The sequence below is a fragment of the Streptomyces endocoffeicus genome (assembly GCF_016741935.1).
Classification (GTDB): Bacteria; Actinomycetota; Actinomycetes; order Streptomycetales; family Streptomycetaceae; genus Streptomyces; species Streptomyces endocoffeicus.
Genome location: NZ_JAERRG010000001.1, coordinates 885,162 through 908,083, shown reverse-complemented (window position 1 = coordinate 908,083; position 22,922 = coordinate 885,162). Strand labels below are relative to the sequence as shown.

Annotated in this window: 17 protein-coding genes; 10 read left to right on the top strand and 7 right to left on the bottom strand. The window is 71.6% G+C overall.

Annotated features, from left to right (window positions below; genetic code table 11):
• Positions 1-7 precede the first annotated feature (7 nt).
• From JK364_RS03850 to JK364_RS03825, 6 genes are all read left to right on the top strand, one after another.
• A complete protein-coding gene (locus tag JK364_RS03850) occupies positions 8-6,916 on the top strand; it encodes an SDR family NAD(P)-dependent oxidoreductase (protein ID WP_372461910.1) in 6,909 nt (2,302 codons plus the stop codon).
• A 130-nt stretch (positions 6,917-7,046) separates the two neighbouring features.
• The gene (locus tag JK364_RS03845) at positions 7,047-8,483 is read left to right on the top strand and encodes a class I adenylate-forming enzyme family protein (protein WP_201847483.1); all 1,437 of its coding nucleotides are present in this window, start codon (positions 7,047-7,049) and stop codon (positions 8,481-8,483) included.
• On the top strand, positions 8,480-9,514 hold the full coding sequence (locus JK364_RS03840; RefSeq protein WP_201847481.1) for an ACP S-malonyltransferase: 1,035 nt from the start codon (positions 8,480-8,482) through the stop codon (positions 9,512-9,514). The genes JK364_RS03845 and JK364_RS03840 overlap by 4 nt, the downstream gene beginning before the upstream one ends.
• A gap of 71 nt (positions 9,515-9,585) precedes the next feature.
• Positions 9,586-10,194 carry a TetR/AcrR family transcriptional regulator gene (locus JK364_RS03835; RefSeq protein WP_201847479.1) on the top strand — a complete coding sequence of 203 codons (609 nt, stop codon included), beginning with the start codon at positions 9,586-9,588 and terminating at the stop codon, positions 10,192-10,194.
• Between the two features lie 117 nt (positions 10,195-10,311).
• Entirely contained in the window at positions 10,312-11,196 is an 885-nt protein-coding gene (locus JK364_RS03830; RefSeq protein ID WP_201847477.1) for an alpha/beta fold hydrolase, read from the top strand.
• A gap of 65 nt (positions 11,197-11,261) precedes the next feature.
• A complete protein-coding gene (locus JK364_RS03825; protein WP_201847474.1) occupies positions 11,262-11,642 on the top strand; it encodes a winged helix-turn-helix transcriptional regulator in 381 nt (126 codons plus the stop codon).
• 95 nt (positions 11,643-11,737) lie between these two features.
• Here JK364_RS03825 and JK364_RS03820 read toward each other — a convergent pair whose 3' ends face one another.
• Entirely contained in the window at positions 11,738-12,145 is a 408-nt protein-coding gene (locus tag JK364_RS03820; RefSeq protein ID WP_201847472.1) for a RidA family protein, read from the bottom strand.
• A gap of 296 nt (positions 12,146-12,441) precedes the next feature.
• On the opposite strand from JK364_RS03820, the gene JK364_RS03815 reads away from it, so the two are divergent.
• The gene (locus JK364_RS03815; RefSeq protein WP_201847470.1) at positions 12,442-13,230 is read left to right on the top strand and encodes a hydrolase; all 789 of its coding nucleotides are present in this window, start codon (positions 12,442-12,444) and stop codon (positions 13,228-13,230) included.
• Positions 13,231-13,331: 101 nt separating this feature from the next.
• On the opposite strand, the gene JK364_RS03810 is transcribed toward JK364_RS03815, so the two are convergent.
• From JK364_RS03810 to JK364_RS03800, 3 genes are all read right to left on the bottom strand, one after another.
• Complete coding sequence (locus JK364_RS03810) at positions 13,332-14,762, bottom strand: DUF3616 domain-containing protein (RefSeq protein ID WP_201847469.1); 1,431 nt, start codon at positions 14,760-14,762, stop codon at positions 13,332-13,334.
• Positions 14,763-14,944: 182 nt separating this feature from the next.
• Positions 14,945-16,225, bottom strand: a complete 1,281-nt coding sequence (locus JK364_RS03805) for a YeeE/YedE family protein (protein ID WP_201847468.1) — start codon at positions 16,223-16,225, stop codon at positions 14,945-14,947.
• A gap of 296 nt (positions 16,226-16,521) precedes the next feature.
• On the bottom strand, positions 16,522-17,283 hold the full coding sequence (locus JK364_RS03800) for a FadR/GntR family transcriptional regulator (protein ID WP_201847467.1): 762 nt from the start codon (positions 17,281-17,283) through the stop codon (positions 16,522-16,524).
• Positions 17,284-17,451: 168 nt separating this feature from the next.
• On the opposite strand from JK364_RS03800, the gene JK364_RS03795 reads away from it, so the two are divergent.
• Together JK364_RS03795 and JK364_RS03790 are read left to right on the top strand one after the other, a co-directional pair.
• Positions 17,452-18,255 (top strand): carbon-nitrogen hydrolase family protein, encoded by an 804-nt coding sequence (locus JK364_RS03795; protein ID WP_201847466.1) that lies wholly within the window; start codon positions 17,452-17,454, stop codon positions 18,253-18,255.
• Complete coding sequence (locus tag JK364_RS03790; RefSeq protein ID WP_201847465.1) at positions 18,249-19,685, top strand: APC family permease; 1,437 nt, start codon at positions 18,249-18,251, stop codon at positions 19,683-19,685. Before JK364_RS03795 ends, JK364_RS03790 begins: the two co-directional genes overlap by 7 nt.
• A 64-nt stretch (positions 19,686-19,749) precedes the next feature.
• On the opposite strand, the gene JK364_RS03785 is transcribed toward JK364_RS03790, so the two are convergent.
• The gene (locus tag JK364_RS03785) at positions 19,750-20,616 is read right to left on the bottom strand and encodes an AraC family transcriptional regulator (RefSeq protein ID WP_201847464.1); all 867 of its coding nucleotides are present in this window, start codon (positions 20,614-20,616) and stop codon (positions 19,750-19,752) included.
• 252 nt (positions 20,617-20,868) lie between these two features.
• Here JK364_RS03785 and JK364_RS03780 point away from each other — a divergent pair, with 252 nt between their 5' ends.
• The gene (locus JK364_RS03780; protein ID WP_201847463.1) at positions 20,869-21,213 is read left to right on the top strand and encodes a hypothetical protein; all 345 of its coding nucleotides are present in this window, start codon (positions 20,869-20,871) and stop codon (positions 21,211-21,213) included.
• On the opposite strand, the gene JK364_RS03775 is transcribed toward JK364_RS03780, so the two are convergent.
• Positions 21,171-21,842: a pentapeptide repeat-containing protein gene (locus JK364_RS03775; RefSeq protein ID WP_307841141.1), complete on the bottom strand. Its 672-nt coding sequence runs from the start codon at positions 21,840-21,842 to the stop codon at positions 21,171-21,173. The genes JK364_RS03780 and JK364_RS03775 overlap by 43 nt on opposite strands.
• Positions 21,843-21,975: 133 nt before the next feature.
• Complete coding sequence (locus JK364_RS03770; RefSeq protein ID WP_201847459.1) at positions 21,976-22,860, bottom strand: DNA/RNA non-specific endonuclease; 885 nt, start codon at positions 22,858-22,860, stop codon at positions 21,976-21,978.
• Positions 22,861-22,922: the final 62 nt, after the last annotated feature.

Genomic DNA, 22,922 nt, shown 5'->3' with positions numbered 1-22,922 from the left:
GAGTTAGGTGAGCACCATGTTGAACGGGTCCAGCGACTCGGGAGAGTCGATCGCGCAGACTGGGCCGGATCGTGACGAGGGTCCCGAACTGCCGTCACTCGGTCCGGATTTCAGGGAACTGCCGGACCTCGAACAGCGCAGGGTCCTGTTCGACCTGGTACGCGCACACGTCGCCGCGGCGCTGCGGTCCGAGTCGCCGCGCACGCTCGACGCCGAGAGCTCCTTCCTCGACCTGGGGCTGGACTCGCTCGCGGCGGTCAATCTGCACCGCGGACTGGTGGCGGCCACCGGGCTCACGCTCGAGGTGTCGCTCGCCTACGACTTCCCGACGCCCAGCGAACTGGTGGACCACCTCCACCGGCAGATCTTCCCCGTGGCCACGGACGACACCGCCCCCGCGCGTGCCGTCGTGGGCTCGGACGACCCCATCGCGATCGTCGGGATGAGCTGCCGTTTCCCCGGCGGCGTCAACAGCCCCGAGGACCTGTGGAAGGTCGTCTCCGAGGGCGTGGACGCCATCACCCCGTTCCCCACCGACCGGGGCTGGGACCTGGAGGCGCTCTACAGCCCGGACCCGGACCAGCCCGGCACCAGCTACGCGACCGAGGGCGGGTTCATCCACGACGCCCCCGAGTTCGACGCCGAGTTCTTCGGCATATCGCCGCGTGAGGCCCTCTCCATGGACCCGCAGCAGCGGCTGCTGCTGGAGACCAGCTGGGAGGTCTTCGAGCGGGCCGGCATCGATGTGACCAAGCTGCGGGGGAGCAGGACCGCCGTGTTCACCGGCGCGGAGCACCACGACTACGGTCCCCACCTGCAGAGCACCAAGAGCGGCCTCGAGGGCTACGCGCTGACCGGCATCGCGGGCAGCGTCGCCTCCGGGCGCATCGCCTACACCTTCGGCTTCGAGGGCCCGGCGTGGACCGTGGACACCGCGTGCTCCTCGTCGCTGGTCTCCCTGCACCAGGCGGCGCACTCGCTGCGCCAGGGCGAATGCGATCTGGCGCTCGCCACCGGTGTCGCCACGATGCCCACCCCGGGTGACTTCATCCTCTTCAGCCGCCAGCGCGGACTCTCCTCCAACGGGCGCTGCAAGGCGTTCGGCGCCGAGGCCGACGGCACGTCATGGGCCGAGGGCGTCGGCGTCCTCCTGGTGGAGCGGCTCTCGGACGCCCGGCGCAACGGCCACGAGGTGCTGGCGATCGTGCGCGGCACCGCCGTCAACCAGGACGGCGCGAGCAACGGTCTGACGGCCCCCAACGGCCGCTCCCAGCAGCGTGTCATCCGCCAGGCGCTGGCCAACGCCGAACTGGCCGCGGACCAGATCGACGTGATCGAGGCGCACGGCACCGGAACCTCGCTCGGCGACCCCATCGAGGCGCAGGCGCTGATCGCCACCTACGGCGAGAGCCGCCCGGAGGGGCAGCCGGTGTGGCTGGGCTCCCTCAAGTCGAACATCGGCCACACCCAGGCGGCGGCCGGTGCGGGCGCGGTCATCAAGATGGTGATGGCCATGCGCCACGGCGTCCTGCCCAAGACGCTGCACGTGGAGGTGCCCACCCCGCACGTGGACTGGTCGTCGGGCGGCGTGGCACTGCTCGCCGAGCAGCGCGCCTGGCCGGAGACCGGGCGGCCACGCCGTGCCGGTGTCTCCTCGTTCGGCATGAGCGGCACCAACGCCCACGCCATCATCGAGCAGGCCCCGCCGCAGGATCTCGCCCCCGCCACGGACGACGACACCGACGCGGACACGGCCTCCCAGCCGGTGTCGTGGCTGGTGTCCGCCAGGAGCGAGGAGGCGCTGCGGGCGCAGGCCGCGCGGCTGCGCGAGCATGTGGTGCGTCACCCCGACGCGCGGCCGGTCGACGTCGGATGGTCGTCCGCCATGACGCGTGCCGCGCTTGAGCACCGTGGCGTGGTGGTGGCCTCCGACCGCGAGGGGCTGCTGCGCGGCCTCGCGGCGCTCGCCGAGGAGACCGACTCGCCGGGCCTGGTGCTGGGCAGGTCCACGGCACAGCGCGTGGCGTTCCTGTTCACCGGTCAGGGCGCTCAGCGGCTGGGCATGGGCCGCGAGCTCTACGAGACCTACCCGGTCTTCGCCGACGTATTCGACGAGGCGTGTGACTACCTCGAGGTGCGCCTCGGCACCTCCGTGCTCGACGTGGTCTTCGGCCCGGAGGACGACGACGCGGCCGCGACCGGTGACGAGCTCAACCGGACGATGTTCACCCAGGCCGGGCTGTTCGCCTTCGAGGTGGCCCTGTTCCGCCTGCTGGAGTCCTGGGGCGTGCGCCCCGACTTCCTGATGGGGCACTCGGTGGGCGAGATCGCCGCGGCCCACGTCGCCGGGGTGCTGTCCCTGGAGGACGCGTGCGCCCTGGTGGCCGCCCGTGGACGGCTGATGCAGGAACTGCCCGAGGGCGGCGCCATGGTGGCCGTCCAGGCGTCCGAGCAGGAGGTGGTCGAGAGCCTGGAGGGCCGCGAGGACCAGGTGTCGCTGGCGGCGCTCAACGGCCCCACCTCGGTGGTGCTCTCCGGCGACGAGGACGCGGTGCTCGAACTCGCCGGCCACTGGGAGGCCCAGGGCCGCAAGACCAAGCGGCTGCGGGTGAGCCACGCGTTCCACTCCCCCCGGATGGACGCCATGCTGGAGGAGTTCGGCCAGATCGCCGCCTGCCTGGAGTACTCGGCCCCGGCGATCCCGGTCATCTCCAACGTCAGCGGCGAGGTGGCGGGTGCCGAACTGGCCACCTCCGAGTACTGGGTCCGCCACGTTCGGGAGGCGGTCCGCTTCGACGACGGCATGCGGCAGCTCGCCGACCAGGGCGTGACGACCTGTGTGGAGCTCGGCCCCGACGCCGTGCTGACCGCGATGGGCCAGGACTGCCTGGACGCCATCGACGCCGACGCGGCCTTCGTGCCCCTGGCCCGCTCCGGGCGCGCCGAGGCCCAGACGCTGGCGGAGGCGGTCGCCACGCTGTACGCGAACGGTGTGGGCGTGGACTGGGACGCGGTGTACTCCGGGCGTGGCGCCCGCCGGGTCGCCCTGCCGACCTACGCCTTCCAGCACAAGCGGTACTGGCTCGAGTCGGGCGGCGCCGTGTCCGGCGACGCCCGGAGCGTGGGCCTCGGCAGGGTGGACCACCCGCTGCTCGGCGGCCTCGCCGAACTGGCCGAGGGCGACCGCACGGTGCTGACCGGGCGCCTGTCGCTGCAGACCCACCCGTGGCTCGCCGACCACGCCGTGGCCGGCGGAGTGCTCTTCCCCGGCACCGGATTCGTCGAGCTGGGGCTGCTCGCGGGCACCGAGACCGGGGCCGGACGGCTCGGCGAACTCACCCTCGAGACCCCGCTCCTGCTGCCGGAGCAGGGCGGCGTCCGGGTCCAGCTCGTGGTCGGCCCCACCGACGAGTCCGGCGTACGGCCCCTCGGCGTGTACTCGCGCTCCGACAGCGACGAGCCGGGCGAGGAGTGGGTGCGCCACGCCCAGGGCGTCCTCGAGGCCGACACCGGCGCCGCGGTCACCGACAGCCTGCTGCAGTGGCCCGTCCCGGGCGCCGAGCAGGTGCCGATGGAGGACTTCTACGAGGGCCTGGCCCAGGTCGGCTACGGATATGGTCCGGTCTTCCAGGGGCTGGAGTCGGTCTGGCGGCTGGACGGCGACGTCTACGCCGAGGTGGCGCTGCCGGACTCGGCCGCCCAGGAAGCCGGACGGTTCGGCCTGCACCCCGCCCTGCTCGACGCCGCTCTGCACGCCATGGAGATGGGCGACTTCGGCGGCGAGAGCGGACGCGTGACGCTGCCGTTCTCCTTCACCGGGGTGACCCTCCACGCGGTGGGCGCCGGACGGGTGCGGGTGCGGCTGCGCCCGCGGGGCAAGGACACGGTCGAGCTGCTGGTGACCGACGCCACGGGCGCTCCCGTCGCCTCGGTGGAGTCGCTGGTGGTGCGGGAGGTGGCGGCCGAACGGTTCGCGTCCGGGCCGCGCGCCACCGGCAGCGACGGAACGCTGTTCCGGGCCAACTGGGATGTGTTCGGCGCCGCGCGAGACGGCAAGCGGTCCGTGGACGGTGCGTCCATGGCGGTGATCGGCGCCGACCGGGCGCGGGTGGCCGAGGTGCTCACCACCTCCGGTGTCGAATACGCCGAGTACACCGGCGTGGACGCGCTCATCGCCGCCGTCGACGAGGGTGCCGCGGTGCCGGACGTGGTCTGGGCCTGGTGTGGCGCCGAGCCCGCCGGGCCGGACGCGGGGAACCTCGCCGACGCGGCTCGTAAGGCGGCCCACCGGGCGCTGGCCCTGCTGCAGTCCTGGCTCGCGGAGGACCGGTTCGACGGGTCCCGGCTGGTGGTGGTCACCACCGACGCGGTCGCGACGGGTCCGGGCGAGGGCGTCGCCGGACTGTCCAACGCCGCCGTCTGGGGCCTGGTGCGCTCGGCGGCCACGGAGAACCCGGGCCGGATCCAGCTGGTGGACATCGACCGCCACGCCGAGTCGGCCGACGCGGCCGCCGGCGTGGTGACGGCCGCGATCGCGGCGGGCGAGCGCGAGGTGGCGCTCCGCGTGGGCCAGGGGCTGATTCCCCGGCTCGCCAGGAACGCCGCCGGGCGGGTGCTCGAGGCTCCCGCCGGCGCCTCGGCGTGGAAGCTCGGCACCACGGGCGGCGGCACCCTGGACAACCTCTCGCTTCAGCCCGACCCGGCGGCGGAGGAGCCGCTGGCACCCGGGTACGTCCGCATCGCGGTGCGCGCCGCCGGTCTGAACTTCCGTGACGCGCTGATCGCCATCGGCATGTACCCCGACGACCACGCCACGATGGGCGGCGAGGGCGCCGGTGTGGTCCTGGAGGTCGGCCCGGGAGTGACCGACCTGGCACCCGGTGACCGGGTCATGGGCATGATCAACGCATCGTTCGGGCCGGTCGCGGTCGCCGACCGGCGGCAGATCGTCCCCATGCCGCGCGGCTGGACGTTCGCGCAGGCGGCGTCGGTGCCGGTGGTCTTCCTGACGGCCTACATCGGCCTGGTGGAGCTCGGCAACCTCCAGGAGGGCGAGACCATCCTGGTGCACACCGCCACCGGCGGTGTGGGCATGGCGGCCGTGCAACTCGCCCGCCACCTCGGCGCCGAGGTGTACGCCACGGCCAGCCCCGGCAAGTGGGACACCCTGCGGGCGATGGGATTCGACGAGAAGCACATCGCCTCGTCGCGTGACCTGGAGTTCGAGCGCCGCTTCACGGAGGCCACCGGCGGCCAGGGCATGGACATGGTGCTGGACTCGCTCGCCCGCGAGTTCGTGGACGCCTCCCTGCGGCTGATGCCCCGGGGCGGGCGGTTCCTGGAGATGGGCAAGATCGATGTGCGGGACCCCGAGGTCGTCGCGCAGGACCACCCCGGAGTGAAGTACACGGCGTACGACCTGGTCGCGGCCGACTACGACTGGGTCCAGAAGATGCTGGTCGAACTGGTCGCCCTCTTCGACCGCGGCGCGCTGAACCCCATCCCGGTGACGGCGTGGGACGTGCGGCGGGCCCCGGACGCGGTGCGGTACATCAGCCAGGCCCGGCACATCGGCAAGAACGTGTTCACCATGCCCCACGCCCTGAACCCCGAGGGTTCGGTGCTGGTGACCGGTGGCACCGGTGGCCTGGGCAGCGAGGTGGCACGCCATCTGGTGGCCGAGCGCGGAGTGCGCAACCTGGTCCTGGTCTCCCGGCGCGGGCCGGACGCGGAGGGCGCGGCCGACCTCAAGGCCGAACTGACCGAGGCGGGCGCGTCGGTGACGCTGGCGGCCTGCGACGTGGCCGACCGCGCCTCGCTGGAGCGGGTGCTGTCCGGCATACCCGCCGACCACCCGCTGACCGCGGTCGTGCACGCGGCGGGCGTACTCGACGACGGTGTCATCGACACCCTGTCGCCGAAGCGGATCGACGCGGTCTTCGAGCCGAAGGTCGACGCGGCGTGGAACCTGCACGAGCTGACCCGCCATCTGGACCTGGCGGAGTTCGTGATGTTCTCGTCCGTCGCCGGTGTGTTCGGCAGTCCGGGACAGGGCAACTACGCCGCGGCCAACTCCTTCCTGGACGCGCTCGCCGCACACCGGCGCACCCTCGGCCTCCCCGCCGTTTCGCTGGCCTGGGGCCCGTGGGAGCAGGGCGGCGGCATGACCGGCACGCTCAGCCAGGCGGACATGGTGCGCATGGCGCGCGAGGGCATGGCGGCCCTGTCCATGGCCGGCGGTCTGCGTCTGCTGGACGCCGGCGGGACGAGCGAGGACGCCCTGCTCGTGCCGATGCGGCTGGAGACCTCGGCGCTCAGCGGCCAGACCGACATCCCCACCCTGCTGCGGGGTGTGGTCCGGGTGCGGAGCAAGGCGGCGGCCGACGGGAAGGCGGCCGCTCCCGAGTCGGCCAAGGTGCAGCTGGCAGGTCTGTCCGGGGCCGAACTCGACCGTGCGCTGCTCGACCTGGTGCGCGGCAGCGCGGCGATGGTGCTGGGGCACAGCGGCGCCCAGTCCATCGAGCCCGACCGCTCCTTCCAGAACCTCGGCTTCGACTCACTGGCGGGCGTGGAGTTCCGTAACCGGCTGAACTCGGCCACCGGGCTCCGCCTTCCCTCCACGCTCATCTTCGACAACCCCACGCCCGCGGCGCTCGCCGAGTATCTGCGCGGCCGGGTGGCGACGGACGGCCCGGCCGAGTCGGACCTGGATCCGGAAGAGGCCAGGATCCGTGCCCTTCTGGCGTCGATTCCGCTGGAGCGGCTGCGCCGCGCCGGTCTGCTCGACACGCTCACCGAGCTGGCGAGCGGCAAGGACCGGGACGAGAAGGACACCGAGGAGAAGGAGACGGACTCCATCGACGCGATGGACGACGACGACCTGATCGACATGATGCTCGGGGATCTCGATAGCTGACGACCCGCGAGTCCCCCCGGAGACCTCCGGGGGGACTCGCGGTGCCGGGCCACATCTCGCAGTGCGTCGGCGTCGCGGGTGGCTCTCACCCCAAGAGACTTCAAGAAGAAGAAAGGCTCAGTGAAACCCGATGACCGCAAAGGTCTTTGCGACGGAAGCGGTGCATTCGCTTCCCGAGTTCGAACAGAGGGCCCTGGCCATCGCCGAAGCGCTCCGCGAGCGCGGCGTCAGCGACGGCACCCGGGTCATGCTGAAGGCGGGCAACTCCGCCGGCTTTGTCGGGGCCCTCCTCGCCCTGATGCACACCGGCGCGTCGATCGTCATGGTCGACCACCAGGAGCGGGCGGAGGCCACCCAGCGCATCTGCGACCGGGCCGGGGTCAAGATCTGCGTGGTCGACGACGACACCCCGATGCCCGAGAGCGGCCCGGCCCGGGTCACCGTCTACGAGCTGCTCGTGGCGTCCATGGAGCAGACCCCCGCCGAGCAGCGGCTGTCCCTCGACACCTGGTGCGAGCTGCCCGACGGCCTGATCATGTGGTCCTCCGGGTCCACCGGTGAGCCCAAGGGCGTCGTCAAGACCGGGGCGAAGTTCCTGAAGAACCTGGAGCGCAACGCCCAGCAGGTGGGCCACGGCCCCGATGACGTCCTGCTGCCGCTGCTGCCCTTCTCCCACCAGTACGGGCTGTCCATGGTGCTCATCGCCTGGCTGGTCAAGTGCTCGCTGGTCATCGCGCCCTACCGGCGGCTGGACCGGGCGATGACCATGGCGGGCACATGCGGGGCCACGGTGGTGGACGCCACCCCGGCCAGCTACCGCAGCATGCTCAACATGATCGGCCGCAAGCCCGCCCTGGGGGACGAGCTCTCCGGTGTCCGCATGTTCTGCAGCGGGGCCGCCCCGCTGGACCCGGGCCTGGTCGCCGACTACGTCAAGCGGTTCGGACTGCCCCTGCTGGACAGCTACGGCAGCACCGAGGCCGGGAACGTGGCCTTCGCGACCGAGGACAACGTGGTCGCCTGCGGGCGGGCCGTCGAGGGTCTGAAGCTGCGGATCGTCGACGACGAGGGCGCCGTGCTCACCTCCGGCGAGGTCGGGGAGATCCAGGTCCACTCGCCCGACCTGATGGAGGGCTACCTGGCGGAGGACGGCACGGTCGCCCCCGTCGACCCGGCCAAGACCGACTGGTACCCCACCGGCGACTTCGGCTATCTGGACGGCGGGGACAACCTCTTCGTCCTCGGCAGGAAGGCCGCGGTGCACCGCAACGGCCACACGCTCTACCCCGAGATCATCGAGCACAAGCTGGCCGCGGGCGGCTGCCTCGTCAAGGTCGTCCCCGTCCCGGACGAACAGCGCGGCTGCCAGCTCCTCTTCTTCGTGGAGGACGAGCAGCAGCGGGAGCCGCGGCACTGGCGGGAGCCGATCAACGCCCTGCTGCCCGACTTCGAGCACCCCAACCGCATTCACGTCCTGGAGCGATTCCCCCTGAACCGCAACGGCAAGCCCGACAAACGACAGCTCGAGCAGCTGGCTCTCGACCTGGCGCCGGGAGCGAAGGCATGACAGAGCGGCAGATCACCGAACCACAGGCCACAGAGGCGCGGACATCCGATCCGGGGCCATCCGATCCGGAGACCAGCCGTACGGCGGTGGTCTTCCCCGGGATGGGCCCCTTCCGCTTCACCGACGTGGGCGAGTTCCTGCTGACCAACCCCCATGCCCGGCGCCGGCTCGCGATCGCCGACGAGGTCGTGGGGTACTCCGTGTTCGACCGGTACCGCCAGTCGGACGCCGATGAGGAGGCGCAGTACGCCGCGCACACCCAGATCGCCTTCCTGACCGTCTGTCTCTCCCTCGCCGACTGGGCGGAGGAGGAGCTGGGAGAGCGGCCCGAGCTGTGCGCCGGGCCGAGCTTCGGCCAGCGGGCCGCGGTGACCTACGCGGGGTCCCTGCCGTTCGAGGAGACCGTGCGGCTCACCGCCGAGCTGGCGCGCTGCGAGGAGGAGTACTTCCGGCAGGAGCACCGGGAGGCGGTCACCCACTGCGTGATCCACACCCCCGAGGAGCGGCTTCAGGAGGCGCTGGCCGAACTGGACGCCGAGGAGGAGTGGCACGACGTCTCCGGCTATATCGACCAGGGCTTCTACCTCGTGTCCCTGCGCGAGCCCGTGCTCGACCGGTTCAAGAAGCGGATCGGCGAGCTCGGCGGGTACAACATGTACACCATGTGGCCGCCCGTGCACGCCCCGGCGTTCGGCGCCCTGCGCCGCAAGGCGGAGGAGGAGGTCCTCGGCACCTTCGAGGTGGCCGACCCCAAGCTGCCGGTCGTCGCCGACCAGAACGGCGCGCTGCTGACCGACGCGGAGGGTGTGCGCACCATGCTGCTCGACACCTTCAACCGCCCGATCCGCTGGCCGGACATGGTGGACACGATGCGGGAGCACGGCATCACCAAGGTCTGCATCGCGGGTCCGGACAACCTCTTCGGCCGGGTGAACCGCACCGTGGACAACTTCGAGGTCGTGGCCATCGACGCCCGCAAGGCGATGCGCCCGCGCGTCCGGCAGAGGAGTGCCCGCCGGGCGAGGCGGTGATGGAGGCGCTGCCCCCGGGCAGCGCCCCCGTGTAATTGACTGATCGATCTCAAAAGAGTTAGCGTGCCGGTATGGCACGGAGGAAGGAATTCGATCCGGAGGTCGCGCTGGACGCCGCGATGCGGCTGTTCTGGCGCAATGGCTACGAGGGGACGTCCACCAGCGATCTGGTGGACGAGCTGGGCATCGCACGGGCAAGTCTGTACGGGACCTTCGGATCCAAGCGCGGACTGTACCTGGCCGCGCTCGACCGCTTCCTCTCCGGCGCCGCGGGGCCGAGCCCGGCCGACATCCTGGCGTCGCGCACATCGGCTCTGGACGCCGTCCGGGACCTCCTGGAGACCAGCGCGGCGGCCCCGGAACCGGACACCCCCCAGGGCTGCTTCGCGGTCAACGCCACGGTGGAGCACGGCGATTCCGACCCCGAGATCGCACGGCGCCTCGAGGGCAACCGAAGCCGCCTGGAGACCGCGCTCTACGGCGCGCTGCTGAGGGCCCACGCGCAGGGCGAGCTGGCCCCCGGCGTCGATCCGCGATCGGCGGCGACCATGCTGGCCTCGCTCAACAGCGGCCTGAAGGTGCTGTCGTGCGCGGGCGCGGACCAGCGCGACCGCATCACCACCTCCGTCGACGCCGTCATGGCGATGCTGACCCCACCGGCGGCCGCCGGCACCGGCTGACGGCGGCGATCCGCGGCCGCGCGAACGCGGAAGACGTCTGTGGTCGCCAATGGCTCATGTCTGCGTTCATTCGAGACTACTCAGTCCCGAAACCCTGGGATCGATTATGGAGAAGCAATGATTTCCGACCATCGTGGAGCACCCGTCCGCACCGGCCGCGTCGCCGTCAACGGGACGAAGCTGCATTACCGAACGGCCGGCTCCGGCCCGGTGGTGGTACTGCTGCACGGCGTGCCCAAGACCGGCTATCACTGGCGGCATCTGGTCCCGAAGCTGACGGCACGGCACACCGTCGTCGTGCCGGACCTCCGCGGTCTGGGCGACTCCGCCCACCCCGCGGACGGCTTCGACTGCGCCACGATGAGCGACGACATCGCCGCGCTGATGGCCCATCTGGGGCACGACACCTACACCGTGATGGGGGAGGACTGGGGGGCGGTGGTCGGCTATCAGCTCGCCGCCCGGCACCGCGACCACGTCGAGGCCCTGGTGTTCGCCGAGGCATTGCTGCCCGGGTTCGGCTTCGAGGACCACACCGCCCTGACCCATGAGAACGTCTCGGGCGGGATGTTCCTGTGGCATCTGGGCTTCTACTTCCAGCCGGACGTACCCGAGATGCTGATCGCCGGGCATGAGCGCGAGCTCATCACCTACATGCTGAAGGACGAGCGCAGCTACCCCGACACCGCCACCGCGGACGCGATCGAGGAATATGTGCGCTGCTACTCCATGCCCGGCGGTATCCGCTCGATGCTGGCGGTCTATCGGGCGATGCTCGTCGACGCCGAGCAGAACCGGGAGGCGGCGCGGACGAAGCTGGACATCCCGGTGCTGGCGCTCGGCGGCGACGCGTTCATCGGCGACCGGAACGAGGCCCAGATGCGGCTCCTCGCCCATGACGTCACCGGCCATGTCTTCGAGGCCGGACACGACCTCGCCGAGGAGGTGCCGGACGAGGTGGCCGAGGTGCTGCTGACGTTCCTGACCGACCGGCTCGCCTGATCCGGGTCGGCTCCCCGTGTCCGTGCTCTCTTGTGGTGAGTCGGGGACTGTAGGAGAGTGACCTTATGGGGACCAAGCAGTACACGGGCTCGCCCGAGGACGCCGATCTGATGCGCGCGGACTCGCTGGCGAGGGAGATCTTCGCGGATGTCGCCAACAAGTGGGCGTTCCTGATCATCGAGTTCCTCGGTGAACGCACCCTGCGCTTCAGCGAGTTGCGGAACGAGGTCGAGGGCATCAGCCACAAGATGCTCACCCAGAACCTGCGCATGCTGGAGCGCAACGGCCTGGTCGAGCGGAAGGTGCACCCCACCGTGCCGCCACGGGTCGAGTACACCCTCACCGAGGCGGGCCGGGCCCTGCGGGCGACGGTCGATGGAATGTGCGGCTGGACGCATACGTACCTCGGTCATATCGAGGAATCCCGCCGCCGCTTCGGCACCTGAACGAGCGGGGCACTCGCCCGGGCGGAGCACAAGCGGAGCACTCGCCCGAGCCGCGTGGTGGCCCCATGGACGTGGGGGCCACCGCGCGGCCACGCTCAGTCGAGGACCGCGGTGGCCTCGATCTCGACCAGATGCTCGGGCACGTCCAGCGCCGCGACGCCCAGCAGTGTGCCCGGCGGGACCGGGGTGACCCCCAGCTTCGCCGCCGCCCGGGCGGCCCCCTCCAGGAACCGGGGCATCTTGTCGGGGGTCCAGTCGACGACGTAGACGGTCAGCTTCGCCACATCGTCGAAGGAGCCACCGACCTCGGCCAGGGCGGTGGCGATGTTGAGGTAGCACCGCTCGACCTGAGCGGCCAGATCGCCTTCGCCGACCGTGACCCCATCGGCGTCCCAGGCCACCTGTCCGGCGATGTGGATCAGCCTCGACCCGGTCGCGATCGACACCTGCCGGTACACGTCGATCTCCGGCAGTCCGCTGGGGTTTACCAGGGTGATGGCCATGCTGCCTGCCTTCTCGTCAGGGGAGCCCACGGGCTCGCTGCCACGGAATCCAAGAGTCCGCGCTCTCTGGTAGTTACTCGGAAACCGTAAGAGAGTGGCCTCTGACATGGAAGAACGCACTTTTCGGTGACCGAGGAACCTTTTGGTGACCGACGGGGTGAAGCGGCTCGCGCACCGCTCGCGCGGGCGTCCGGTCTTCCGGGCTTGTCATGTACGGGCTACAGTGCGAGGGATGCGTGGGAGCGCTCCCAAGCTCCAGGCGCTCCCGATCCTCCCGACCAGCCGAAGGATCTCCCATGACCCCCACACCACACCGCGCCCTGGCCGTCGCCGCGGTGGCCGTGGCGGTGGCGCTGACCGCCCCGGCCGCGCCACGGGCCTCGGCACAACCGGCTGCCTGCGCCGCCAACGGCTTCTGCGAGGACTTCGAGTCCCAGACCGGGACCACCCCCGCGGGCCGCTGGACCACGGCCGTCGCCAACTGCTCGGGCACCGGCACCGCCACCGTGGACACCACGATGGCGCACGGCGGCACGAAGTCTGTGCGGATCACTGGCAAGGCGGGGTACTGCAACCACGCCTTCGCCGGCACCTCGCTGTCCGGCCTGCCGTCCGGCGGCGACCTCTACACCCGCTTCTGGGTCCGCCACACCACCGCGCTGCCCGCCCAGCACGTCACGTTCGCCGCCCTGCGCGACACCAACGACAACGGAAAGGACCTCCGCATGGGCGGCCAGAACAAGGCGCTCCAGTGGAACCGCGAGTCGGACGACGCCACCCTCCCCGCCCAGAGCCCGGCGGGCGTCGCGCTCAGTACCCCGCTGCCCGTCAACACCTGGACCTGTCTGGAGTTCCGGCTCGACCGCACCGCGGGCCGTCTGGACACCTGGGTGAACGGTGGGCTCGTCACCGGCCTGGTGGTCGACGGCACGCCGACCCAGGACGTCGACCAGCAGTGGCTGAACCGGGGCGGGTGGCGGCCCGCCCCGGCCGATCTGCGGCTGGGCTGGGAGAGCTACGGCGAGGGCGACGACACCCTCTGGTACGACGACGTGGCCGTCGGCACCTCCCGTATCGGCTGCTGACCAGCCGTCAGAAACCGTGTCCGGGCTCCCGCCGGACCCATCGGATCAGGGGTGCGGAGGTCCAGGGCTTCAGGGGTTCAGGGGTTCAGGGGTTCAGGGAATCAGGGGTTCAGGGGGAAGCTGACCGACCGGGACTTCTTCCACTCCTCGTGCTCCAGGTCCTTGGCCTCGGTGCCGTCCCCGTACAGGTCGGCCGAGCCCCCGTCGGTGATGACCTGGGCGCGGGCGCCGGGCGCCGCGAGGTCGGGCACGTCCACCACGATCTCCCAGCCGCCCGGGTCGGTCGTCGGCAGGTCGAGCCGCTTGACCGGCTGGTGTCCGGCGACGCCGTCCCAGGAGTAGAGCGCGTACGGGGCGCTGTTGTCCTCGGCGGCCCAGGAACCGGCCACGATCAGGTACTGGCCCTTGTCGTTGCGGCGGATGTCGCGGACGCTCAGGCCGCCGAGGTCGAGGGTGATCGGGTCGCCGAAGGTGGCGTGGGTGTCCTTGTCGCCCACGGACCGGGCCAGTTTGTCGGCGTTGGTGACCGGGACCAGCAGCGCCTTGCCGCCGTCGGCGGGCGGCACCAGCGGCGCCCGGAAGCCGATGTACGCGGTGGATCCCGAGCCGGGCGCGAACTCCAGGCCCTCGACGTTGAATCCGTCGATCTGCTTGGGCACCTGGCCGTCCGCGGTGCCCTTGGCGAAGCCGAGCCGGTCGCCGTGGGCCTTGTCCCAGTCCACCAGGTCGTCGCGCAGGCCCTGGTACGAGCCGTCGACCTCGAGGTCGGTGCCGGCGCCCGAGCCGGAGACGGTGGTGGTGAAGAGGGTGAAGCGGTCCTCTTTCGGCTCACCGTCCTTGTTGTTGCCCAGCGAGCCGGTCCAGTGGATGGTGTCGCCGACGCGGGCCGCGCCCTCGATGTCGATCTCCTTGTCGACGTTCAGGTCGGAGCCGACGTCCCAGGTGCGCACCGGCGCGCCGGACGCGTCGCGCCGGTACAGGCGCAGGACGTTGGACTCGTCGTCGGCGACGACCATGTAGCCGCCGCCGACGTCCACGGCGGCGGAGGAGTCGCTGGAGCCGGTCAGGTAGCGGGTGTCGGCGGCGTTCCGCACGGCGCCGGAGGCCGCGTAGTGCAGGGTGGTGGTGGCGCTCTTGCCGCCGAGGCCGGTCACCTTGAGGGTGAGGTCGGCGTAGCCCTTGCCGCGTGCCCGTACGGCCACCTCGCGGGTGGCGCCGGTGCCGGTCACCGTGACGTCCCCGGCCTGGGCGACCGAGCCGCGGGTGGTGGCGGTGGCGGACACGGTGAGCGCGCCCGCTTCGGCGCCGCTCTGGCCGACCTTCACGGTCACCGTCGGGTCGCCGGTGGCGCCGACGGCGCCGGACAGGTACGCGGTGGTGAGCTTGATGGTCGGCGTGCCGTAGCCCGTGCTCCCGGCCATCGCGGAGCCCGGGAGCGCGGACAGCGTCACGGCGCCGGCCACGAGCGCCAGCGCGGCGGCGGGGAGGACCCGGCGGATACGGCGCGGGGGAGCGGCATGGGACGGGACCATCGTGAGTACCCTTCGTCGGCTGCGGGGCCGATCGGCGGACCGGCACACCGCCCTGACGATGGATCATCTACATGGCGTGAGCATGAACGATCATCGAACACGAACCGCTCACGGCCCGTGGACTCCCCGCGACCCCGGTCCACGGGCCCGGCCCACGGCCCAGGCCCACGGGCCCACCGCCGTCAGCAGACGCCGTCGCCCGGCTTCGGGTTCCCGAGCCCGAAGAACGGCCGCAGCTTCAGCCCGGCCCAGGTGCCGAGGAGGGCGAAGGCACCCCAGACCCAGCCGTGCAGGCTGCCGGAGGCGATGCCCGCCAGGTAGGCGCCGATGTTGCAGCCGCCCGCGAGCCGGGCGCCGATGCCCATCAGCACCCCGCCGAGCACCGCCGCGGTCGCCGTACGCCACGGCACACCGCGGTGCAGGGTCCAGGTGCCGCCGAGCGCCGCGGCGACCGCCGCGCCGATCATGATGCCGATGTCGGTGAGGCTGGTCTTGTCGGCGAGCACGGGCCCCGCGAGCATCTCCTTGTTCCCGGGCTGCTGCCACCAGCTCCAGCTCTCCGGATGGCCGCCGAGCGCGCGTACCAGCTCCGCGCCCCACAGGCTGAAGGCACTGGTGACGCCCCACGCGCCACCGGAGACGAGCAGCACACCGGCGCCCAGTACGGCCAGCGCCAGCGCGCCGACCGCCAGTGGCCAGGAGCCGCGCAGCACACGGGCGGCGGCGCCGCGCGCGGAGGGCACCGGACCGATCGGCGGCGGGTTGCGGCGGGCCTGGACGCGACGGCTGACCAGGACGATGGCGGCGAGCACGAGGATGGTCACCGCCCACGAGCCGAACCAGCCGATGTGGTCCGCCATGACGACCGGCTCCAGCGAGGGCAGGTCCTTCCACAGGTCGAACTGCCAGGCGGCGAGGGTGGCGCCGCCGATGAAACCGCCGAGCGTGAGCACGATCGACGTCTGCCCCGAGCCGACCGCGAAGAGGGTGCCGGAGGCGCAGGCCCCACCGAGCTGCATGCCGACGGCGAAGAGGAACGAGCCGATCAGCAGCCCGAACCCCAGCGGCCCGGCCGAGGGCGCCGGCACGGATCCGAACAGCCCGGTCTTCGTGCCGATGAGCAGGGCGAACAGCGTGGCCGTAGTGGAGAGCAGCAGGGTGTGGGCGCGCAGCCCGGTGCCGTTGCCGACGGCCACCAACTGCCGCCAGGCGGAGGTGAAGCCGAAGCGGGAGTGGAAAAGGGCGACGCCCAGGGCGAGGCCGAGCAGCAGCAGGACGCCGGGCTTGGCCCCGTGGGCGGACCATACGTACGCGGTCAGCGCCGCGGCGAGCAGCCCGGACACGGCGAGCGGCACCGGCCGCACCGGCGGCGCGGCGGGTGCCTCCGGCCGCGGCACGGAGGTGGGGGAGGGGGACAGCAGTGCGGCGGTCTTCGCCGCATCGGCGGGCGGAGCGGTGGTCACGTGCGGACTCCGGAGCTGGGCGGGAGGGGGATGACGCTGGGCGGGAGGGCCCGGCCGGACGGCGCGGCACCGAGGCGGCGCGCGGTGGGGGAAACCGGCTGGTTCCGGCTCAGCGGCGACAGAGGCCATCGTCGACGCACCACGCCGAGCTCGCGAACAGCGCGAGACAGAGCAGCCGGGCGGGTGCGGACATGTACTCCAGCATATGGTCCGGATTTCAATAAGTGGACCCCGGTCTCACCATGCGATCTGTGGAGTCAGCCACAGATTCGGCCACAGCCGCGGATGACCTCGGGTCAGCCGCCCTCGCCCCGCTCGGCGGTGTCCGCGAGGCCGACGTACATCGAGTGGTGCAGCTCCGCCACATGGTCCCGGAGGAGGGTGGCCGCCGAGGTGGCGTCCCGCGCGGCGAGCGCCGCCCGGATGGCCTTGTGCTGCTCGTTGCTGCCGCGGAGGTAGTCCAGCGGATACGGCAGGAAGTACGCGTACAGCTCTGCGGTGATCCGCTCGTACATCCCCAGCGCGGAGGGCAGTCCGGCGCCCTCGGCGAGGGCCAGGTGGAACCGCTTGTCGCTGGCGTGGAACTCGGCCCAGCTCTCGGCCGCGTCCATCTCCCGGACGCACTCGTCGAGCCGGTCGAGCCCCGGCTGATCGAGCCGTTCGGCGGCCAGCTGGGCGAAACCGGCCTCCAGCACGATGCGCTCGTCGATCAGCCGGTGCACCCGTGCGCTGTCCTCGCGGTACGCGGCCACCTGCGCCACGGTGCGGCGGCGCGGCCGCTCCGCGATGAAGGTCCCGCCCGTACGCCCAGGGCGCCGCTGGACGACGCCTTCGCGCTCCAGGGTGGAGAGGGCCCGGCGGACGGTGATCTCGCCGACTCCGAGCGCCGCCGCCGTGGCCTGGACATTGGGCAGCCGCTCGCCGGGCGCCAGCAGGCCCAGGTCCACCGCCAGCGAGATCCGGGCCCGCACGGTGTCGACGGCGCTGGTCCGGCGGATCGCGGCGAGGGCGCTGCTGGTCAGGGCGCTCGGTGCGCCGGACGGTTCCTGGGTCGCCATTCCCTCAGCGTAGGCATCCCGCCCCGCGGCCTCCCCACGGTCCCGGTACGGGGGCCGCCGCTTTGCGGAACCGTGACCTCCGGGGGACCTCCGGGGGTTTACCTGATCAAAGTGAGCATGTTTTCATGGCTCGCATTCACCCCTGGACGCCCACTGCCGAAGGCACTGATGAAGATCTCCGGACTGCAGACGGCGGGAACGCCCGGCGACGTCGACGCCAACCTCCGCGAACTGGACGCGGCATGCCGCCGGGCCCGTGCCGAAGGCGCCGAACTCCTGATCACCACCGAGCTGTTCATCACCGGCTACGACATCGGCGACGCCGTCCGGGACCTGGCCCGCACCGATCCGCTCTCCCCGGCCCGGGAGATCGCCGCCGCCCACGGCATCGCGCTCGTCCTCGGAGCCCCCGAGTACGACGACGGCGCCTACTACAACAGCGCCTTCTTCATCGACCCGGCCGGAGCGATCCTCGGCCGCCACCGCAAGACCCATCTCTTCGGCGAACTCGACCGGAAGTACTTCACACCGGGCGACCGGACCGCTCCCGTCATCGACTACGCGGGCGTCCGGATCGCGATGCTGATCTGCTACGACGTGGAGTTCCCCGAGAACGTACGGGCCGCCGCCCTCGCCGGCGCGGACCTCGTCGCGGTCCCGACCGCCCAGATGCAACCGTACGAGTTCATCGCCGAGCACCTGCTGAGGGTGCGGGCCTGGGAAAACCAGATCTACATCGCCTACGTCAACCATGACGGCGACGAGGGTTCACTGCGCTACGTCGGCCGCAGCTCCATCGTGAGCCCGTCGGCGACCGTGCTGGACAGCGTCGAACACGGCAACCGGCTGCTCTTCGCCACCGTGGAACCGCACACGGTCCGGACAGCGCGCAAGACCAATCCGTATCTGGCCGACCTCCGGCCGGACCTCTTCACCCCGTCCGCCCGCGCCACCAAGGACCCGTCATGCTGACCGACCCCGATGTGCACGAACCCACCGCGCAACCGACCCGGACGAATCTCTCGGGGCGGCTCGGCACCGGCGCCATCGTCTTCATGGTGATCGCCGCCGCCGCGCCCCTCACGGTGGTCGGCGGCAACGTCCCGCTCGCCATCGCCGGCGGACCCGGCGCCGGAGCCCCCGTCGGCTTCGCCCTCGCCTCGCTGGTCCTGCTGGTGTTCGCGGTCGGCTTCGTCACCATGACGCCCCACGTTCCGCAGGCCGGGGCGTTCTACGCGTACGCCACCCGTGGCCTGGGGGACCGGGTCGGAGTGGGCACGGCCGCCGTCGCGCTCGTCGCGTACACGGCGATCCAGGTCGGCGTCTACGGCTATCTGGGATGGGCCGTGAACGACGTCCTCCACACCTTCGGCGGGCCGTCCCTGCCCTGGTGGGTGTGGGCGCTCGCGGCGCTCTCCATCGTGGCCTTCCTCGGCTACCGCCATATCGACCTCAGCTCCAAGGTGCTCGGTGTGGCACTCGTCCTGGAGATCGCGGTGGTGCTCGTCCTGGACGCCGGGATCTTCGCCCGGGGCGGCGCCCACGGTGTCGACGTCGAGTCGTTCACCCCGCATGCGGCCCTCTCCGGACCGCTGGGCGTGGCCGTGCTCTTCGCCATCACCGGATTCATCGGCTTCGAGGCCACCGCCGTCTTCCGGGACGAGGCCCGCGACCCGGAGCGGACCATCCCCCGGGCCACCTATCTCGCCGTCCTGATCATCGGTGGGTTCTACACGCTGTCCTGCTGGGCGCTGGTCCTGGCGGCGGGCACCGATGACGCCCCGGCCGTGGCCCAGAAGACCCTGGACGGGCAGGGCAACATGCTCATGGACACCGCCCAGGCCTATGTCGGCACCGCGCTGCGGGACGTCATGCAGGTGCTGCTGCTCAGCAGCCTCTTCGCCTGTGTGCTCTCCTTCCACAACGTCATCGCCCGCTACACCTTCACCCTCGCCCGTAAGGACCTCCTCCCCGCACGGCTGGGCGCCGTCCATCCGCGCCACCACTCGCCGTCCGTCTCCTCGGTCGTCCAGACCGTCACCGCGCTGGTCCTGGTCGTGTGCTGCGCGGTCGCCGGACTGGATCCGCTGGTGGGCGTCTTCGGCTCCATGGCGGGGGTGGCGACGGTCGGCATGATCCTGCTCATGCTCATCACGTCCATCGCCGTGGTCGCCTTCTTCGCGCACGAGGCCGGGCTCGCCTCGGGCAGGGTCTGGCAGACCCGGATCGCGCCGGTGCTGGCCGTGGCCGGACTGCTGACCGCGCTGTGGCTGGTCTTCTCCAACTTCACCCTCGTCACCGGCGTCGGCGTGGGCGCGAGCGTCGTCCTCGGCGTCATCCCCTTCCTCGCCCTCGTCGCGGGCCTGGTCCGGGGGGACCGCGGCGCGCGGGAGCGTAGCTGAGAAGCGCCCGGTCCGGCCGCCCGGGCAAGGCACGGGCGGCCGGACCGGACCGCGGTACGGAACGTCAGACCGCCGTCCGCTCCACGGGGATCCACAGCTCCGCGTCCGCCCGCGCCCCGTCCTGCGACAGCCGGGTGCGCAGGATCTCCGGACCCGGCCTGCTCTGGTACGGGTTGGACGGGAACCACTGCGTGAAGACGTCCCGCCACAGGTACTGGAGCGCCTGCGGGAACGGCCCGGAGTTCTCGAAGACGGCCCATGTCCCCGCGGGGACGGCGAGCGTGTCCAGGTCCGCCGGCGCGGCGGCCCCGGTCACCACCCCGTGGTAGTAGTCGAGTTCGGTTCCCTCGGCCCGGCTCGGGTCGAGGTTGTCGCTCACCCCCAGGATCCCCTCCGGCTCCTGGTCGGACAGAGCGGCGATCCGCCGTATCCCCTTCTGGCCGATCCCCCGGATGAACTCCGCGATCCCCGGATTCACCCCCTCATGGACGAGCGGAACACGGACCTTCTTGCCGACCACCTGGAACCGCTCCTTCTCCACGACCCGGTATCGCATGCTGCTGCTCCCTTCGACGACGAGGCGGAAGGACATCCGCGGCTGGGAGCTCAGCGAGGCACCCGCCCGCCGGGCCGCACCCGGGCCCACACCGTGCATGGCCCGGAAGGCCCGCGCGAACGCCTCCCCCGAGCCGTAGCCGTAGCGCACCGCGATCTCCAGGAGCGTCCGCTCCCCGGCGAGCACCTCGGCCCCCGCGAGGGTGAGCCGTCTGCGCCGGATGTACTCCGACAGCGAGATCCCCGCCAGCGCGGAGAACAGCCGCCGGAAGTGGTACTCCGACGTCATCGCGATCCGCGCCAACTCGGCCACCTCGATCCGCTGATCCAGCCGCGACTCGATGTGGTCCAGGGCCTCGTTCAGCCGCTCCAGCACCTCGGTCTCCTTCCTTGACGCTGATCACGTTAGGAAGCCGGCACCCTGCCGGACCCGACATCCTGTGCCCGGTCCGGTCGGGTATGCCAGTTCGCCGAGAGCCGTCCCGGCCGTCTCTTTGCCCGGGTTCTACCGTAGGTTCATCCGTACGTACGTTCGGTCACCATTTCATCACAACGCATACACGGCTCTCCCACTTCGCCGCGCCCGCGCCGGATGATGCACCCCACCATCCATGCACCTGGGAGACACATGGGCACCCGCACCGTCGAAGCCGCGGCAGTCATCGCCATCACCCTGCTCCTGACCGGCTGCGCCAACGGCGGTGACGTGCGCGACAAGACCACCCCGAGCAGCACCCCGGCCGCCGCCGGGAAGGCCGAGACCACCCGGGCCTGTGTCGATGCCATCGCCGACCGGGCCGCCGCCCACAAGGGCGGAGCGGTCCGCTCCCACCCCGTCCCCGCGCCCTGCGCCCGGCTGTCGGACGCCGACTACCTGGACGCCTATATGAAAGGTCTCGAACAGGCGCACCGCGCCGCCCGGAAGACCCCTCAGGGGGAGACCGACAAGGCGGCCGACGGCGGGGGAAGCTGACCCGAGGCCCGGTCCGCCGCCCGGTCCAGATGGTCGGCGCAGGAGACCCGTGCGCTCGACCGGGAGCCGTCCGGGCAGAGGACGTTCTCCCAACTCGTCGTCGAGATATCGGCATCCCGCAGCCGCGCGCCGCGGAGATCGGAGTCGGACACCTCGGCTCCGGCCAGATCGGCGCCGCTCAGATCCGCTCCGTTGAGGCCGACATGGGTGAGGGACGCCGCCCGCAGATACACGCCGTCCAACTGCGCGCCCTCGAAACTGACATCGGTGAGCAGCCCCCTGCCGAGCCTGGCGCCGCTCAGATCGGCGCCGCGCAGATCGACCTGCGAGAGGGTCGCGGCGGTGAGGTCCGCCCGCCGGAGGTCGGCGCCGCGCAGATCGACGTTCTCCAGCGACACCGCGGCCAGCCGTGCCGCGTAGAGATTGCCGCGCCGCAGATTGGCCTCGGACACCAGCCCGGTCAGGGTGGAGCGTTCGAGGTTGACGCACCGCAGCTTCTTCTGCCACAGATCGCCACCGGCCACGGTGCGGCTGGACAGGTCCTTGCCCGTACGGCCGGAGCAGCTCCGGCCGTGGTCGTCGTCCTTCCCGCACCCGGCGAGCAGGGCCGAGGACAGGGCGGCGGTCACGACGAGGCAGGAGAGCGAGCGGGGCCACCGCGTGGTCACTTGCGGCGGGCGTCGTCGCGGATCCTGGTCACGTCCAGCACGAAGTCGTCGCTCATCGGTGCCCTCTCTGCTCTCCTCGGCTTGGGCGAGGGGTTCATGCGGCGTGCACGGTGATGTCGTCGTAGGACTCCAGGCGGGTCCAGCGGGGTGCGGCGCGCCTTCCGGCGGTCAGCCGGTCGGCCGCCGGGAGCGGGCCCAGGTCCAGGGCGGTGAGGCGGGCGATGTCGGAGACCGGCACCTGGAAGGTGCGGAACGCCCCGAGCGGGGGAGGGTCTCCGGCTCGCGCGGCCTCCGCCATGACCCGGGCGGCGGCGTCCCGTCTGAGGTCGGGGCTCTGGTCGAGCACATAGGCGGTGGACGCCAGCTCACCGTCCTGCATGAAGGCGGCGACCTTCCAGAACCGGAGCGGCACCTGGATGCCCCGGTAGGGCGGATCGGAGTCCTCGAGCACGGGCCCGGTGAACACCGTCAGCTTCCGGTCGAACTCCTCGGCGTGGTCCAGCAGGAAGTTCTCCAGCCCCTGCCAGAGCTTCTTGCCCTGGTTGAAGACGTTCATCTGGGGAGCGGCGTTGGTGTAGTGGAAGGTGTCGTCGTTCGCCATGGACGCCTCCGGACCCCATACCGGATCGAGGCGGCGGACCAGATGTCCCTTGTCCAGCGGGTTGTCCTGGTAGACGGGGTGACCGGCCTGCTGGGTCTCGGGCAGGCGGGGGTCGAAGCGCCATTCGTCCTCGCGTGGCACATCGACGAGGTGCGCGCCGTCGATCGTGACGGCCGTCGCCGCGGCCAGCCGGCGGTCCGGGCGGAAGACGACGCTGAAGTTGGTGTAGGGCAGGACCGTTGTCGCGGTGTCGGGGCCGGTCGGGCGGGGCAGCGGCAGGGAGGGGCCCAGGAAGCGCTCGTTGTAGCCCTCGCGGTCCACCAGGGATGCGGGGCTCGCGGTTTCCGCGTTCTGCGGGGGATCGGGGGGAGTGGCCATGACGTTGTCGGTACCGTGCCACCCGATCACATAATCGGACTGGACCTCCCATGCCGCCCGTA